Consider the following 15,784-nt stretch of genomic DNA (forward strand, 5'->3'; position numbering starts at 1 on the left):
CGGGTGCTGCCTATGGCGAGAAGAATGCCTTTCGGCTGGCCCAGCGCAACGGCTACCKCGACAGAGACTGGGAGACGCGGGCCGGAACAGTAGAACTTCGCATTCCGAAGCTCCGCACCGGCAGTTACTTCCCAAGCTTCGGCTTCAAGCGTTATCACACGCCGTTCACGGCGCTGAACGACGTCTCCTTCACCGTTGAACGCGGCGAAGCCGTCGGCATTATTGGCCGCAACGGCTCGGGCAAGTCGACGCTCTTGCAGATCATCTGCGGGACGCTGACGCCGACCTCCGGCAAGGTCGAGGTCAATGGACGTGTTGCCGCCCTGCTGGAGCTCGGCGCTGGCTTCAATCCGGAGTTCACCGGCCGCGAAAACGTCTACCTCAACGCGGCGCTGTATGGCCTCAACCGCAACGAAGTCGATGAGCGGCTGGATAACATCCTCGCCTTTGCCGATATTGGCGACTTCATTGACCAGCCCGTGCGCACTTATTCGAGCGGTATGTTCGTGCGCCTTGCCTTTGCGATCATCGCGCATGTCGATGCCGACATCCTCGTCATCGACGAGGCGCTTGCGGTCGGCGATGTCGCATTCGGACAAAAGTGCATGCGCTTCCTGCGCTCCTTCCGCGAGCGTGGCACGATCCTGTTCGTGAGCCATGACACGGCTGCGGTACTCGGACTATGCGACAGGGCTATCTGGCTGGACAAAGGGCGGGTCCAGGCGGAAGGCGCTGCAAAACCGGTGTGCGAAGCCTATTTCGGCCATCTTTTCGGGGATGAACTGAAGCCGCAAGAACCGGAGGAGCCGAGTCTTTCGACTTCGGCGCAGGAAGTCCTTGCGGTTCCGCCCGAGGATTGGATCGATGCGCGCAAGGAGTGGATCAACGCATCGCCCTTGCGAAACGACCTCGAGATATTCCTCTTCAACCCCGACGGCGGCGGCGATTTCGGGCATGGCGGCGCTGTGATCGAAGACGTTCGACTGACCGACGAGCAGGGACGTCCGCATCGCTGGATCGTTGGCGGCGAGCCGGTGTCGCTCACCGTCACCGTCAAGGCTAAGATTGACCTCGAGCGGCCAATCGTCGGCTTCTTCGTGAAGGACCGCCTCGGCCAGACGCTGTTTGGCGACAACACCTATCTGACGACGCAGATCAAGAGCGACACAATCGTGCGGGCCAAGGCAGGCGAGACACTGACAGCGACGTTCCGCTTTCCCATGCCCATCCTGCCACGAGGCTCCTACGTGATCGCCGTGGCGGTTGCCGACGGCACGCAGGAGGAGCATGTTCAGCACCACTGGATCCACGATGCCCTTGTCTTCAAGTCACATTCGAGTCACGCGGCGGCGGGCTTGATCGGCATACCGATGCTGGATATCCAGATGCATACGGCTTCTGCCCGCGCGGCAAATCCCGTTGCAGTACCGGCCCGCGGCTGACCCACTACCTGCCTTCCGATTGACCAAGAAGTGTTTTCCTCGTGAGCGATTCGCATCCAGATCCTTTGGCTAGCGCCCGCAGGGCTACATCCGCCTCCCAGGCGGTCCCGCAGAATGCGTTCGAGCACGTTCTGAACACCTGTGAGCCCGCCCTGATGGTTCCCCATCGGCTGGTCGAACCGGATTCCTGGGCGGGCCACATTCCGTTTGCCTTCTGGATCGCGGCCAACTTCCGGCCGCGCCGCTATGTCGAACTCGGGGTGCACACCGGCAATTCGTTCTGTGCTGTGGCACAGGCGGTGAAGCACTACGGTCTGCCGACCGACTGCTTCGGCATCGACCACTGGTTCGGCGATGAACAGGCAGGCCTCTATCGCGAAGACGTCTACGCCGACATCAAGGCGTGGCATGATCCTCGCTACGGTCACTTCTCACGACTGCTGCGGATGAGCTTCGAGGACGGGCGCGGCGCGGTTGATGACGGCACCGTCGATCTGCTGCACATCGACGGCCTGCACACTTACGAAGCCGTGCGGACGGACTTCGAGACGTGGCGGTCGAAGGTGAGCGATCGAGGCATCGTCCTGTTCCACGACACGAACGTGTTTCGTGCCGACTTCGGCGTCTGGCAGTACTGGAAGGAAATCCAGGCACAGTTCCCGACGTTTGAGTTCTTTCACAGCAACGGGCTTGGCGTTGCCTATGTCGGCTCCCAGCCGCTGGACGCTCTTCCGGAGCCTGTGGCTGCGCTGTTTGCGGGGAACGCGAACGACGCGTCGTTGGGAGAGGTACGCGGCTATTTCGCTCGTCTCGGCGAAGGCTTCATCCACCAGCTGCGCCTGAGCCAGATCCGCCGGCATGGGGAGCACTTCATGCGGGAGCTTTCCCGCGTCGGCCGAGAATTTGAAACGCTCAGGCTGGATCGTGAGCGACTGCTTGAGCCTGCTTCCAACTGGGAGCAACTGGCGCATGCAACCAATGCGGCACTCGGGCTCGATTTGAAAGACCTCAGCCGGGCGCTAGCGGACAACGCAATAAGTGAGAATCCGCAGGCGCGCGAGGATCGCGCCTATTTGCGGAGTCGGCTTTCTGAACTGATTGCGGAAGGCACTATCAAGCGCACCGCAAGTGAGCGCGTTCTTTCCAATGTGGCTTCGCTGGCCGAAAAATTGGTCACCAAGCTCGAGAGGCGGCCTCAACCGGTCGAGGAATCACCAGCTGTCGCGATTGGCACCAGCGGGCTTTTTGACGACGCGTACTACGCACTCACTCCGGAAGCGCGGAAGGCAGGGACAGACCCACTGGATCACTACCTGACCGTTGGAGAAGCTCGCTTTATCGCTCCATCGGCAAAGTTCGATCCTGAGTACTACGCGCGCCGCAATCCTGACGTGGCTTCGTCCGGTTTTGGCCTACTGAAGCACTACGTCTTCTTCGGACAACGTGAGGGGCGCCAGCCTCTGCCGCCCGCCCTGCGTCTTTCGCTACCCGTTCTGCAGCGAGATCGCCCGAGAGCTCTGCTCTTGTTTGGGACGGCCGATCGTTGCGACAGCGTCGTGTTCGCCCTGACGCTGGCCCAGAAGCTGCGGCCCACACATGAGGTCATTGCCGTTTTCAAGAATGGCGGAGCACTTCGCTCGTCGTTCGAGATTTGCTGCGCTGGGACGATCGACATTCCATTCGAGGATGGAATCCACCACAAAGACTGGATCGCACTGCTGCAGCGCTTGGCCTGTGAACTGCGACCCGATTTCGCAATTGCAGTTGATGAAAGTGCGCGGCCGTTTGTTCGCGGACTGACAGAAGCCGGGGTTGGCGTCACACAACTTGTCCAGAACTTCGCGCAGTTCGTGAACCCCATTAACGAGGCCTACGATTTCCTTTGGTGGGCGCACCGAGTTGTTTTCCCTTCCGCCCTCGTTGCGAATTCCTATCGAAAGGAACATCCGCATCTGCTGGACCGCCAGTATGATGTTCTGGCGATAACTGGCACTGTAACGCACGACATCGAGTCTCCGTTCGGATCGGACCCCGCACTCGTTGATGCGCGAAAGCGACTGCGATCCCGATCTAAGCCGGGAGCATTCGTTGTCCTAGGCAGCGGCCCGCTGTCCTCCCGGTCGGGGGTGGATCTGTTTGCTGCAGTAGCCGCAAAGGCGATATCCGCGGGACATTCGTCTCGTCCTCTGCATTTTGTCTGGATCGAAGACGATGAGAGCCCAGAACACGCAGCGGAAATGCGCGGCCTGCTGGATGTTTACTCTGCTCAGCACGGGCTCGGCGCATCCTTTGAAATTTTGGCGTCGCCTGACGGAGTCAGCGACATTATCGGCGCAGCCGATCTGTTCGCGCTGACGGCGAGGTTATCTGCTCTCCCGAACCACGCCTCCACTGCGATGGCACAGGGAGTTCCCGTCGTATGTTTCGACCAGATGAATAGTCTGGCAGAGAGTTTGGCATTGGAGCCGCTGAAGCAACTCCTTCTGCCCTATCTGGACGTAAGCGCAGTGGCGGAGAAGATCTGTCAGCTGGCAAATGATGAAGCTTTATATTCGCAGATCAGGGCTGCCCTTCTTGCACGCTCTGCTACATTTGAAGGGAGTCTCGACGGTTACGCCGCGCGGCTGGTAGGAGTTGCGAACAGCGCAGCCGAAGAGGCACGCGCCGTCACCCATAGCTACGAGTCGGCGAAGACTGAGAAACTCGTCGCATCGGAGGAATTGCTCCCTGCCACGCCTCCGCACGATCCCGTGCCGCAGGATCATCTTCAAACCTATCTCCAGCGCTGGCGGATCGCAGCGTCGGCAGGTGTCATGCCGCCAAAGTGGATCCGCCGCCCCGTGGCGGGTTTCAATCCGCTCATCTATCTCGAGGACGCCCTTGCTGGCGATCTTTCGAAAGAGCCGTTCACGGACTGGCTGCAGAAGGGACGCCCCGAAGGCCGCTGGACCCATCCCATCGTGAACTTGACCGCAGCGCCGACAGCTCAGACCTCAACAGCCAAGGTGCTGCTCCACGGCCACTTCTATTACCTAGACTTGATCGAGGAGTTCCTGGACCGGCTGTCAAAGAACCGGAACGAATTCGATCTCTTGGTGACCGTTCCCAATGAACCGGCAGTTGAGAGGGCACAGGCGATTGTTGCGCGATTGGCACCACAACGAAAGGTGGAGGTCAGGGCGGTAGGGAATCTCGGACGGGACATTGGCCCGCTCCTCAGCAACATCCGATTTGATGAGCTGTCCAAGTACGATATCGTCGGCCATATTCATGGCAAGAAATCTCCGCATGCAGCTTACCAAATTGGGGATGTCTGGAGAACATTCCTTTGGGAACATCTCGTAGGCGGCGAGACGCCCGCGGCTGACATCTGCGTGGAAAGGCTGATGAGCAATCCGAACTTGGGCCTGATCTTCCCCGAAGATCCGAATCTCATCGGTTGGGACGCCAATTTTGAAGCAGCGACCGCGCTGGCAAAGAGAATGGGGCGGACCGCGCCGCTGCCTGCCACCTTCGAATGGCCGATCGGCACGATGTTCTGGGCGCGGCCCGCAGCACTCAAGCCACTTTACGACCTCAAGCTGACCAGCGGCGATTACCCTGAAGAACCAGTCCCGCCAGACGGCACCATCCTCCACGCGCTGGAGCGGCTCATTCCATTTGCGGTCGAACAGGCGGGCTTCGGCTATGCCGCAAGTCACCTGCGACAGGTGCAGCGTTGAGCGTTCATGTCATCCTTGGAGGCTGCGGCTTCATCGGCCGGCATGTGGCGCTCGCATTGCACCAGCGTGGCGATGAGGTCATTCTCGCGGACGTGGTGGCGCCGTCGGATGAAATAAGGAAGATCCTGCCTGTTGCCTTCCGCAAGGTAGAGCCAGGCCGGGCCGACTGGGATGCCGTGACGAAGGGGGCGGATGTCGTCCACCACTATGCATGGACGACCATCCCGTTCACCGCCAATGCAGATCCGGTTGCGGATCTCGATGCGAACCTCCGGGAAACCGTTCGCCTGCTGGAAGTCCTGCGCGCACGAAAAGCGGAAACCGGGCAAGCACCTAAGGTGGTTTTCTCGTCGTCGGGCGGGACGGTTTACGGGCCCATCAGGCATACGCCCGTCAGTGAAAACCATCCTTATAATCCCATCAACGCCTACGGGGCGTCCAAGGCCGCGGCTGAGATCTACCTGAGTTCCTACCGCGCAACCCACGGCATCGACTGCCGTATCGCGCGGATCGCCAACCCGTATGGCGCTGGACAAAATCCCGCGCGCCGGCAAGGAGCCGCCAGCACTTTCCTGTTCCAGGCGCTCGCCGGGGAAACGATCTCGATCTGGGGTGACGGCTCAATCGTCCGCGACTACATCCACATTGCCGACGTGGCGGCCGCCCAGGGGTCACCGGCGGGGGGGCCCGCCGGGGGTGCCGGGGCGGCCGCCCCGGCCGACGCGATTTCCCGGGACGAGCCGCCCGTATTCAACGTCGGCAGCGGCGAAGGCGTTTCGCTGAACCACATCATCGACGTCCTGCGGGATCAGTTGGGCCTCGACCCCATCGTCTCCTACTCCCCGGGCCGTTCGTTCGACGTCCCCGTCAGCGTACTCGACATTACCAAGGCGCGCCTTCAGCTTAACTGGCAGCCGCGCCTCAGCTTCGCCGAAGGCTACCGGCGCATGCTGGCCGACGTTCGGGGCGTCACGCCCCTGTTTTCAACATTGCTGGACAATCACTGACTAATGCATCCGCCTGCCGACGCACCCCTCGTCTCCGTCATCATGCCGGTCTACAACCACTCCCGGTACGTGGCAGACGCACTGCATTCGATCATCTCGCAGGATTGGCGTCCGCTTGAGGTCATTGTCATCGATGACGGCTCTAAGGATGATAGCCTCGACATCGTCAAAAGGATTGCCGACGCCCTTCCAGAAAGTCCCGGCCTGACGCTGCGGGTATCCGGTCGCGAGAACAAGGGCGCGCATACGACGATCAACGAAGGTCTGGCGATGGCGCGCGGTGAATACCTCGCGATCCTGAACTCCGACGACATGTTCATGCCGGGGCGCCTCAGGCGCTGCCTGGAAGCTGCCAAGGCACACAAGTCGCGGATGGTCATAAGCTACGTCGATCCAATCGACGACGACGGCAATCCCCTGTCGGGCGATCATCCATGGCGCCACTGGTACGCCGATGTGATGATGCACGAGCTCGATCTTGCTCCGAGTTTGTCGAGCCTGCTGCTCCGCTACAACATCGGCGTTTCCACCGGCAACTTCTTCTTCCACCGATCTCTCCTCGAAGAAATCGGCCCCCTTGCGGACTACCGCTACGCGCACGACCTCGATTTCCTGCTACGGGCGAGCTATCTGGAAGAACCGGTTCTTGTGCGCGACAAGCTCTATCGCTACCGCGTTCATGCCAGCAACACGATCAAGGAAAGCGATGAGAAGGCGACCGCGGAAGTTGCCAAGATCGTTCGCGAGTACCTGCTGAAGACCTTCGACGCCGCCCCGAAGAATCCCCTCGCACCGCAGTTCAACAACGGTTGCTATCATCTCGGCTCCACGCCCTGGCCGCCCCACCTTGGGATGGCCATCGACAGCCTGATGTACGGTCCGACGGTGCGCGATATCGCCAAGGACGCCCCCTCTGTTGCGCGTCCGCTGAATAAGGCACCTGCACCGGAGGTCGCGCGGAAATCCATCACGTTGCTCAGTCACGAACTGAGCCGTACGGGAGCCCCGGTGCTTCTGCGCGACGTCGCCTCCGCCCTGCACGGCGCAAGCATCAAGACGAATGTGGTGAGTCTCGGCACCGGTCCACTGGCCGACGATTACGCGAAGATGGGCAGCCCCGTCGTGACGGACAGCGCCCTCACCCGTGCGCTATCCGTGGGCAGCGCGTTCCTGACACAGCTCGCCAACGATCGTCGCGTGCCGGGTTTTGTGGCCCGTCCGATGCATCTTGCAGCGCGAGTTTCGGGAGTTGCGGGTTCACGACTGCGACTCCTGAACTATCGCCGGAAGCTGCGTCCAACGGGTACGCTCCTCATCAATTCTTTTGCCAGCTGGCCGCTGGCGTTGCCCCTCCTCGACCGGTGGAAAGGGCCCGCCTACTGGTACATCCACGAAACCTTCGAGCCCGCCATTCTGATGCGAGGCGAGAAGCACCAGCAGCGGCTGCGGAACCTGTATGAAAGCGGCAAGTTCTCGTTTCTCTTTGGCTCCGATGCCACGAGAGCGAAGTGGGCCTCCGACGGCTACGACGGTGAAGTGTTTTACTGGAGCGGCCTGAGTTCCAAAACCGAGTACATGCGCTTCGCTCCCCGCAACAAGCAGATCATCCTGTCGGTGCAATCCACCGGTCCGCGCAAGGGCACCCTCAGCCTGATCGAGGGCTTTGCCATTGCCCGACGTCAGGGACTGATCAGCAAGGATGCCGAGCTGCACATCGTGGGCGCGCATCAGCCGTCCAAGAACCAGATGAGCCGGGATTTTCTTTGCCGGATCATGCAGCCGGACGTCCGGGGTTCGGTTCACCTGATCCCTAACCTGGCACCCGACGAGCTCGATGCGCACTACAGCAGCGCCACCGTCTATGTGCAATCTTCTACCATGGAGTGCCTGCCGCTCGCCCTGCTGAGTGCCATGGCGCACGGGCTACCTATCATCTCGACGGACGCCGACGGCTGCCGGGAAGCAATCCTAAATGAGGAAACCGGCCTGCTGATCGCGTCACGCCAGCCGGAACTCATGGCGCAGGCGCTCGGGCGGATGCTGTCCAACCCCGAGGCGGCGGATCGGATGGCGAAGGCCGCGCGCGAGCGCTTCGAGCAAAAGTTTTCACTGGAAGTCACGGTCCAGGCGCTTCTGGAACGCCTCACAAGATAACGCCGCACCGCTTGGGGTGCGCAAACTTGCGGGTGGTCTCCAAGAGTATAGCGCTCGCCCTTCCCTGAACTGAAAAGGGCGGCACACCTTACGGTGATGCCGCCCTTCTTATAGGTGTTCCGGCCTTCTTAGTCCTCGCGCATACTCTTCCGCATCGCGTCGGTCAGCGGCGAAGTGAGGTAATCGAAGACGGTACGCTCGCCCGTCGAGATCATCACTTCGGCTGGCATGCCAGCACTCAGGCGCTCCTCGATGTCATCCGGGACCATGCCCTTGCTGACCTTGATCCGCGCGAGGAAGTACGGTGGCGTCCGGCCATCCTGCGGTGTGATACTCGCACGCGAAACGGTGTCAACCGTGCCGATGACGATCGGCATGAAGCGCCCCGGGAAAGCCGAGAACTTGACTTCCGCCTTCAGCCCCTCGCGGACGCTGTCGATGTCGATGGGTGCTACCTGGGCGTTGATGACCATCTGGTCGTCGCCGGGGACGACCTGCATCAGCACTTCGCCTGGGCGGATGACACCGCCGGTGGTGTGGAAGCGGATGTTCTGGACGAAGCCATCGACGGGCGCGGTGATCAGCGTGCGCTCGAGCACGTTTTCCGCGACCTTCCGCTGCTCCATCAGCTCCTGCAGCTGGCCGTTGATTTCCTTGTACTCGGAGCTTGCACGCTCCTTGTATTGCTGCTGCGCTTGCAGGATCTGGAACTGGGTCTCGCCGATCGATTTCTCGACCTTGGCCATTTCCGTTTCCATGCGGGCGACGTTTTGCTGCACCTCAACGTACTCTTCCTCATAGGTCGAGAAGAGATTCGTCTGGACCGCACCCTTCTTCACCGCCGGACGAAGACGCTCGAGACGCTCCGACAGAATCTGGGCACGCTTGGCGAAAGCCTGCTTCTGGTCCTCCAGCCCTTCAAGCTCGCGCTGGAGCTGCTCGATGCGGCTGGTGAGAATGCTCACCTGAGACGAGAGGATTGACTTGCGGTCGTTGAAGATCTCGCGCTGGTCGGCAACGGCGAGCTGCACCTCAGGCGATGGGTCCTTCAGAAGTTCCTCTGAGAGCTCGAAATCCTCGGCCATGCGGCGCTCTGCCTGCAAACGAGCGGCGGTCGCTTCGGCGATATGCTGGCGAATCGTCAGCACGCGCAGGTTGGCGCGGGCCTGGACGTCGTTGAGGCGCATCATCACCTCGCCCGCCTTCACCTGCTGGCCTTCCTCGACGTTGATCTCCTCGATGATGCCGCCCTCGAGATGCTGGATCTCCTTGCGGTTCGAGGCGACGTCAATGACCCCCGGAGCGATCACAGCGCGATCGAGCTTGGCAGTGGCGGCCCACACGCCGACAACACCGAAAGTCAGGGCGATGATCGAATAGCCTGCAACGATGAACGGTTTCGGATTCGACCGGTTCTTCTTCTTGCTCACGATGATGTTCCGCTACTTTATCAGGCGCTCTGCGCGACAGGCTGCTGTACCGGCTGAACGCGCTGCACGTTCGCCGTCTGGGGTCTGAACAGCTCCTGCGGCGTCGTGAATGCCTGCATGATTCCGTCACGCATGATGAGGACGCGGTCGCTGATCGCGAGAAGGTTCGTCTTGTGCGTGACGAGTACGATGGTAATGCCGGCCGCCTTCATCGCCTTGATGGCTTCGAACAGCGCCGTCTCGCCATCACTATCGAGGTTCGAGTTTGGCTCGTCGAGCACGACCAGACGCGGCATGCCGTAGATGGCCCGGGCAAGACCGATGCGCTGACGCTGGCCGCCTGAAAGCTGCTGTCCGTTGTCGCCAACTTGGGTCTCGTAACCGCCCGGCAGGCGCAGGATCATCTCATGCACACCAGCCATCTGCGCGGCTTTGACCACCTGCTCCGACTCGCCCGACTGGAAGCGCGAGATGTTTTCCGCAATCGTGCCGGCAAACAGGCGCACCTCCTGCGGCAAATAGCCGACATGGCGGCCGATCTGCTCGGCATCCCAGTGCGCGATCTCCGCCCCGTCGATGCGCACCGTGCCGCTGACCGCGGGCCAGACGCCGACGATGTGGCGGATGAGGCTTGACTTGCCCGAACCGGACGGACCGATGATTGCAAGTGTCTGCCCGGGCTCCACGGCGAAGTTGATGCCTTTGAGGAACGGGGTGCGGGTACCCGGCAGCACCGAGGTCAGGTTCTCTACCTGCAGGTGGCCGAGCGGAGTCGGCAACTCGGTGCGATCTTCGTCGCCCGGCACCATCTCGAACAGGCGCTTGAGGCGTGCATGCGCCTGGCGTGCCGTCACAAACTGCTTCCACTGCGCCACGCCCTGCTCGACCGGCTGCAATGCGCGGCCCATCATGATCGAGGCTGCGATCATGATGCCGGGGCTGATCTCTTGATGCAGCGCGAGATAGGCGCCGAGGCCGAGGATCGCCGACTGCAGCACCATGCGGAAGAATTTCTGGAAGGTCAGGATCGTGCCGGCCTTGTCGCTGGCGTCGGCCTGAGCATCCAGCATCTGGCCATGGCGCTGCTGCCAGCGCTCGCCCAGCGCCCTCTCCATGCCCATGGAGCGGATCACCTCGGCATTCTGCAGCACGGTGCTGGCGAACTGGTTCGCCCCCTGCGCCGCATTGTTGGCGGCCTTCAGCTGGGCTCGGGTCGAGTACTCGTTGATGAGCGCCAGCGCGAAGATGACGATCGCTCCGGTCAGGGCGAGGTAGCCAAGCCAGGAGTGGAACAGGAAGCAAACAACGATAAATACCGGGACCCACGGCGCGTCGAAGAATGCGATGATGCCGGAGCCCGTCAGGAACTCGCGTACCTTGTCTCCGTCCGACAGAATCTGCTCGGCGCCGCCGTTGGGATTGTTCAGGCGCAGCTTCACGGCGCGGCTGAAGAGGCTCTGCGAGAGCACCTCATCGAACTGCATCCCAGCGCGCACAAGCATTCGGGAACGTACATATTCGAGCACACCGTACACTGCCATCAGGAACAGAGTGATGAGCGAGATCATCACAAGGGTGTACTCGTTTCACGTTCCCAACACGCGATCATATATTTGCAGCATGTAAAGAGGAGCTGCAAAAAGCAGCAAGTTGATCGCGAAACTGAATATGAAAGTCGTCACAACGACCGCGCGGAATTTGTCGTAGGCGTCATGAAGAGGTGTTTTTTGTTGCATGAACCTATCTCAATTATCCCGAGCGATATTAAACCAGATTCAAGCTAACCTTCTAGCGTAGCCTTTCCGCCATTGCAATCGAGGCGTCATATCGACAACATACAGTGTTGCACTGAAATCCAACTCGAAAGGATGCAACCTCTCTTTAATAAAGACTGCACCAATCCTCATTTTCATGAGCATAATCTCGATTGTTTTGATTTATTTTTGGACTGAGCGTCTGTTCCCTCCATTTTTGGCCCAACGACAAAATTCCATTTTTGCCGACCTCGAGGGAACCAAGTCGCCGTCGCGAATGGCGCGTCGACAGCAGTGATTCAAAGATTTGGGTTCAAAACATTGCCTAAATCAGCTAGCACCACATCGCCCAAAGTCTAGCTTGCGGGCGAAAGCGACCGAAAGCCAAATGTGTCAGCGCTTCCGGAGCAGTCGCCGTGCCGCTCCCCGCGGCAAGTCTGAAGTGGAACCCTAGCCTATGAGCGGAAACGTGTACCTTATCCACCCCAAGCGGTTTGGCGACAGCCGCGGCTGGTTCACGGAGGTCTACAACGAGAAGCGCTTTGCCGAGCTCGGGATCACCTGCCGTTTCGTCCAGGATAATCACTCGATGTCCGTCCCGGTGGGAACTATCCGTGGCCTTCACTTCCAGACGCCGCCTTTTGCACAAGACAAGCTGGTGCGCTGCATTCGCGGCAGCATCTTTGACGTCGCCGTCGACATCCGACACGGCTCGCCGACCTACGGAAAGTGGGTCGGCGCAGTGCTGTCTGCGGAAAATGGCGACCAGCTGTTTATTCCGGCCGGCTTTGCGCACGGCTTCGTCACGCTCGAGCCATCGACCGAGGTCACCTATAAGGTCTCAAGCGGCTACGCGCCCGCCAATGACGGGGGCATCCTCTGGAACGACGAGGACATCGGCGTCGACTGGAGGCTTCCCGCAGGCGTCGAACCGATCCTCAGCGACAAGGACAAGAAGCAGCCGCGCCTTGCCGAGTTGGAAAGTCCATTCCCCTACGACGGCACACCTCTGCAGCTAGTAGAGGTGTAGGTCAGCCGATGCGCAGGATTCTCATAACCGGCGGAACCGGTCAGGTCGGCACCGAACTCGAGGCAATCACTTGGCCTGAAGACGTGGAGGTCGTACGTCCGTCCCGCAGTGAACTGGATCTGTCAAGCGTCGCAGCAATCCGGGCTTACTTTGCCAGCGAAAAGGTCGACGCGGTGATCAACCCGGCCGCTTACACCGCGGTGGACAAGGCCGAAAACGACTGCGCCGACGCTTTTGCCGTGAATGCGACAGCGGCTGCCGCCCTGGCCGATGCGACGCGTCAGCAAGACATCCCGCTGATCCACGTCTCGACCGACTATGTCTTCGATGGAGCGAAGTCCGGCGCCTACGAGATCGATGACCCGATCCGGCCGATCAACGTCTACGGGGCCTCGAAGGCTGCCGGTGAACTTGCGGTCCGCACCGGCAATCCACGGCACGTCATCCTTCGCACAGCCTGGGTGTTCTCTCCGCACGGCGGCAACTTCGTGAAGACGATGCTTCGCCTTGCGGATCGTCCAGAGCTGCGGGTGGTGGATGACCAGAAGGGGTGCCCAACATCCGCCACGGACATTGCGGCTACGCTTGCTGCGATCACGTTACGTCAACTTGATGACCCCGCTGCACCTTGCGGGACCTATCACTTCGTCAATGATGGCCCCACGACTTGGTGCGCGTTCGCACGCGAGATCTTTCACCAGGAGGAGGCAGCTGGTGGCAAGGTGCCGGTGGTCCATGCCATCCCAACCAGCGAATATCCTACGCCGGCGCGGCGTCCTGCCAACTCGGTGTTGTCGGTGAAGCGGTTGAGCGACGACTACGGCATCCGACCCCGGCCATGGACCGAAGCTTTGCAGGACACACTGGCGGCGCTGCGAGACCATAAGATGAAAGGCACTATCTGATGAAGGGCATTATCCTGGCCGGTGGCTCGGGCACCAGGCTTCATCCGGCGACCCTTGCTGTGAACAAGCAGCTGATCCCGATCTACGACAAGCCGATGATCTACTATCCGCTGTCGGTGCTGATGCTCGCGAAAATCCGCGACATCCTGATCATCTCGTCGCCGGAGTATCTGGACAACTACAAACGCCTGTTCGACGACGGCAGCAAGTGGGGCCTGAACATCTCCTATGTCGAGCAGCCGAGCCCGGACGGCCTCGCCCAGGCGTTCACTCTGGGCGCCGACTTCATCGGCTCCGACCCGGCAGCACTTGTACTCGGCGACAACATCTTCTTCGGGGCCGGTCTGAGTACTCTCGTGCAGAAGGCGCGCAGCCGCACGGAAGGCGCGACCGTCTTCGCGTACGAGGTCGATGATCCGGAACGCTATGGCGTCGTTGAGCTCGATCCGAATGGCCGCGCGATCAGCCTCGAGGAAAAGCCAAAGCAGCCGAAATCCCGCTTTGCCGTTACGGGCCTCTACTTCTACGACAACAAGGTCGTGGAATATGCGCGCCAGCTGAAGCCGTCGGCTCGCGGCGAATATGAGATCACAGATCTCAACCGCATCTACATGGAACAGGGCAACCTCTTCGTCGAGAAGATGTCACGCGGCTATGCTTGGCTCGACACCGGCACGCATGACAGCCTGCTCGAGGCCAGCGAGTTCGTCCGTACGATCCAGCACCGCCAGGGCACGCACATCGCCTGCATCGAGGAGATCGCCTACCTCAACAGTTGGATTTCGAAGGACAAGGTGATGGAGTACGGCAACTATTACTCGAAGACCGAGTACGGCAAGTATCTGCTGAAACTTGCTGAAGCCACAAATCCGCAGCAGTAATCTCAAAGCTGCGACCAGAACAACTCAGGGAGCTCACATGCGTATTCTCGTTACCGGAGGGGCCGGGTTCATCGGATCGGCACTGGTGCGCTATCTCGTCGCCGAGGTGGGCGCCGAGGTGCTGACCGTCGACAAGCTCACCTATGCCGGCAACCTCCACTCCCTGCGCGCCATCGAAAACGCGCCGAACCACCGCTTCTTGCGCGCGGACATCTGCGATGCGGCGGCGATCAACGAGGCATTCCGCTCCTTTCAGCCGGATCGGGTAATGCACCTGGCGGCGGAAAGTCACGTCGACCGCTCGATCACTGGAGCAGGCGACTTCATTCAGACGAACGTCATCGGCACCTTTACCATGCTGGATGCTGCGCGCCGCTACTGGACCGGCCTTCCTGCAGACCGCAAGGACGCATTCCGCTTCCTGCATGTCTCGACCGACGAGGTTTACGGCTCGCTCGGCGACGAAGGTCTCTTCCGGGAAGTCACGCCTTACGATCCGTCTTCTCCCTACTCTGCATCAAAGGCAGCGAGCGACCATCTCGCCACCGCCTGGCAGCGCACCTACGGCCTGCCGGTAGTCATCTCCAACTGCTCGAACAATTACGGGCCGTATCATTTCCCTGAAAAGCTCATCCCGCTGATCATCCTCAACGCGCTCGAGGGCAAGCCGCTGCCGGTCTACGGCACCGGCGCCAACATCCGCGACTGGCTCTACGTCGATGACCACGCGAGGGCACTGCACCTGATCTGCTCGCGCGGCCGGGTCGGCGAGAAGTACAATGTCGGGGGCCGCAACGAGCGCCGCAACATCGACGTGGTACGCCGCGTCTGCGAGATCCTCGACCAGATGAAGCCACAGGGTGCTCCGCACGACCGGCTGATTCAGTTCGTCACTGACCGCCCTGGCCATGACGCTCGCTATGCAATCGATGCTACCAAGCTCGAGACCGAGCTCGGCTGGCGCGCGCAGGAAAACTTCGACACTGGCATCGAAAAGACGGTGCGCTGGTACATTGAGAACGAGTGGTGGTGGCGCCCGCTGCGCGACGGTGTCTATGACGGCCAGCGTCTGGGCACGCTCGAAGCCGCGAACAACGGCTAAGTTTATCTAGAAAAGCTTCAGGCCGTGCGTCGCGTAGAAGCGCACGGCCGATTTCCCGAATTGGCGGATGTGCCACCAGCCCTTCTTGCCGGCCTTGCCTCCTGCATGGACGATTCTCACGGCGGGTACGTAGGCTAGAGCAGATTCGATTTAGTCCGGGTCATATCCCGCCGCCTCGAAGTAGTGCCGGCATTCCTGCGGGGTGAAGGCGGAGAGGCAGKCGGCGACCGCTGACCAGAGATCGTCAATGGTTCTGGCGGCGGCTTTTCTAAGCAGGGCCTTCAGCTTCGAGAAAGCCATCTCGATGGGGTTGAAGTCTGGGGAGTATGGCGGGAGGAACAGGAGCCGTGCGCCAAC

The 15,784-nt window shown here is 60.7% G+C and carries 10 protein-coding genes and 2 pseudogenes; 9 read left to right on the forward strand and 3 right to left on the reverse strand.

The window, feature by feature from the left end; translation table 11 throughout:
* From L610_RS20590 to L610_RS15990, 5 genes and pseudogenes are all read left to right on the forward strand, one after another.
* Window positions 1-717: pseudogene (locus L610_RS20590) on the forward strand (ATP-binding cassette domain-containing protein); the annotation flags it as partial.
* 290 nt (window positions 718-1,007) lie between these two features.
* Window positions 1,008-1,442 (forward strand): annotated as a pseudogene (locus tag L610_RS20595) (Wzt carbohydrate-binding domain-containing protein); the annotation flags it as partial.
* A gap of 41 nt (window positions 1,443-1,483) precedes the next feature.
* On the forward strand, window positions 1,484-5,164 hold the full coding sequence (locus L610_RS15980) for a rhamnan synthesis F family protein (RefSeq protein ID WP_144706286.1): 3,681 nt from the start codon (window positions 1,484-1,486) through the stop codon (window positions 5,162-5,164).
* Entirely contained in the window at window positions 5,161-6,171 is a 1,011-nt protein-coding gene (locus tag L610_RS15985; protein ID WP_144706288.1) for an NAD-dependent epimerase/dehydratase family protein, read from the forward strand. The genes L610_RS15980 and L610_RS15985 overlap by 4 nt, the downstream gene beginning before the upstream one ends.
* Window positions 6,172-6,174: 3 nt before the next feature.
* Window positions 6,175-8,325 (forward strand): glycosyltransferase, encoded by a 2,151-nt coding sequence (locus tag L610_RS15990; protein WP_144706290.1) that lies wholly within the window; start codon window positions 6,175-6,177, stop codon window positions 8,323-8,325.
* A 128-nt stretch (window positions 8,326-8,453) separates the two neighbouring features.
* Here the strand turns inward: L610_RS15990 and L610_RS15995 are convergent, their stop codons facing one another.
* Entirely contained in the window at window positions 8,454-9,755 is a 1,302-nt protein-coding gene (locus L610_RS15995) for an HlyD family type I secretion periplasmic adaptor subunit (protein WP_186441541.1), read from the reverse strand.
* Between the two features lie 20 nt (window positions 9,756-9,775).
* Entirely contained in the window at window positions 9,776-11,326 is a 1,551-nt protein-coding gene (locus L610_RS16000; protein WP_210246024.1) for a type I secretion system permease/ATPase, read from the reverse strand.
* A 640-nt stretch (window positions 11,327-11,966) separates the two neighbouring features.
* Between L610_RS16000 and rfbC the strand changes: the two genes are divergently transcribed.
* Genes rfbC through rfbB form a run of 4 tightly spaced genes read left to right on the forward strand, consistent with a single transcriptional unit; the run spans window position 11,967 to window position 15,427 of the window.
* Window positions 11,967-12,539 (forward strand): dTDP-4-dehydrorhamnose 3,5-epimerase, encoded by a 573-nt coding sequence (gene rfbC / locus L610_RS16005; protein WP_144706294.1) that lies wholly within the window; start codon window positions 11,967-11,969, stop codon window positions 12,537-12,539.
* Window positions 12,540-12,547: 8 nt separating this feature from the next.
* Window positions 12,548-13,444 carry a dTDP-4-dehydrorhamnose reductase gene (gene rfbD / locus L610_RS16010; RefSeq protein WP_144706296.1) on the forward strand — a complete coding sequence of 299 codons (897 nt, stop codon included), beginning with the start codon at window positions 12,548-12,550 and terminating at the stop codon, window positions 13,442-13,444.
* On the forward strand, window positions 13,444-14,325 hold the full coding sequence (rfbA, locus tag L610_RS16015; RefSeq protein ID WP_144706298.1) for a glucose-1-phosphate thymidylyltransferase RfbA: 882 nt from the start codon (window positions 13,444-13,446) through the stop codon (window positions 14,323-14,325). The genes rfbD and rfbA overlap by 1 nt, the downstream gene beginning before the upstream one ends.
* A 37-nt stretch (window positions 14,326-14,362) precedes the next feature.
* Complete coding sequence (rfbB, locus tag L610_RS16020) at window positions 14,363-15,427, forward strand: dTDP-glucose 4,6-dehydratase (protein WP_144706300.1); 1,065 nt, start codon at window positions 14,363-14,365, stop codon at window positions 15,425-15,427.
* 150 nt (window positions 15,428-15,577) lie between these two features.
* Here rfbB and L610_RS16025 read toward each other — a convergent pair.
* Window positions 15,578-15,784: transposase (locus L610_RS16025; RefSeq protein WP_186441542.1), on the reverse strand; the 207-nt coding region annotated here is incomplete at its 5' end.

The sequence above is a fragment of the Aminobacter sp. J44 genome (assembly GCF_007829415.1).
Classification (GTDB): Bacteria; Pseudomonadota; Alphaproteobacteria; order Rhizobiales; family Rhizobiaceae; genus Aerobium.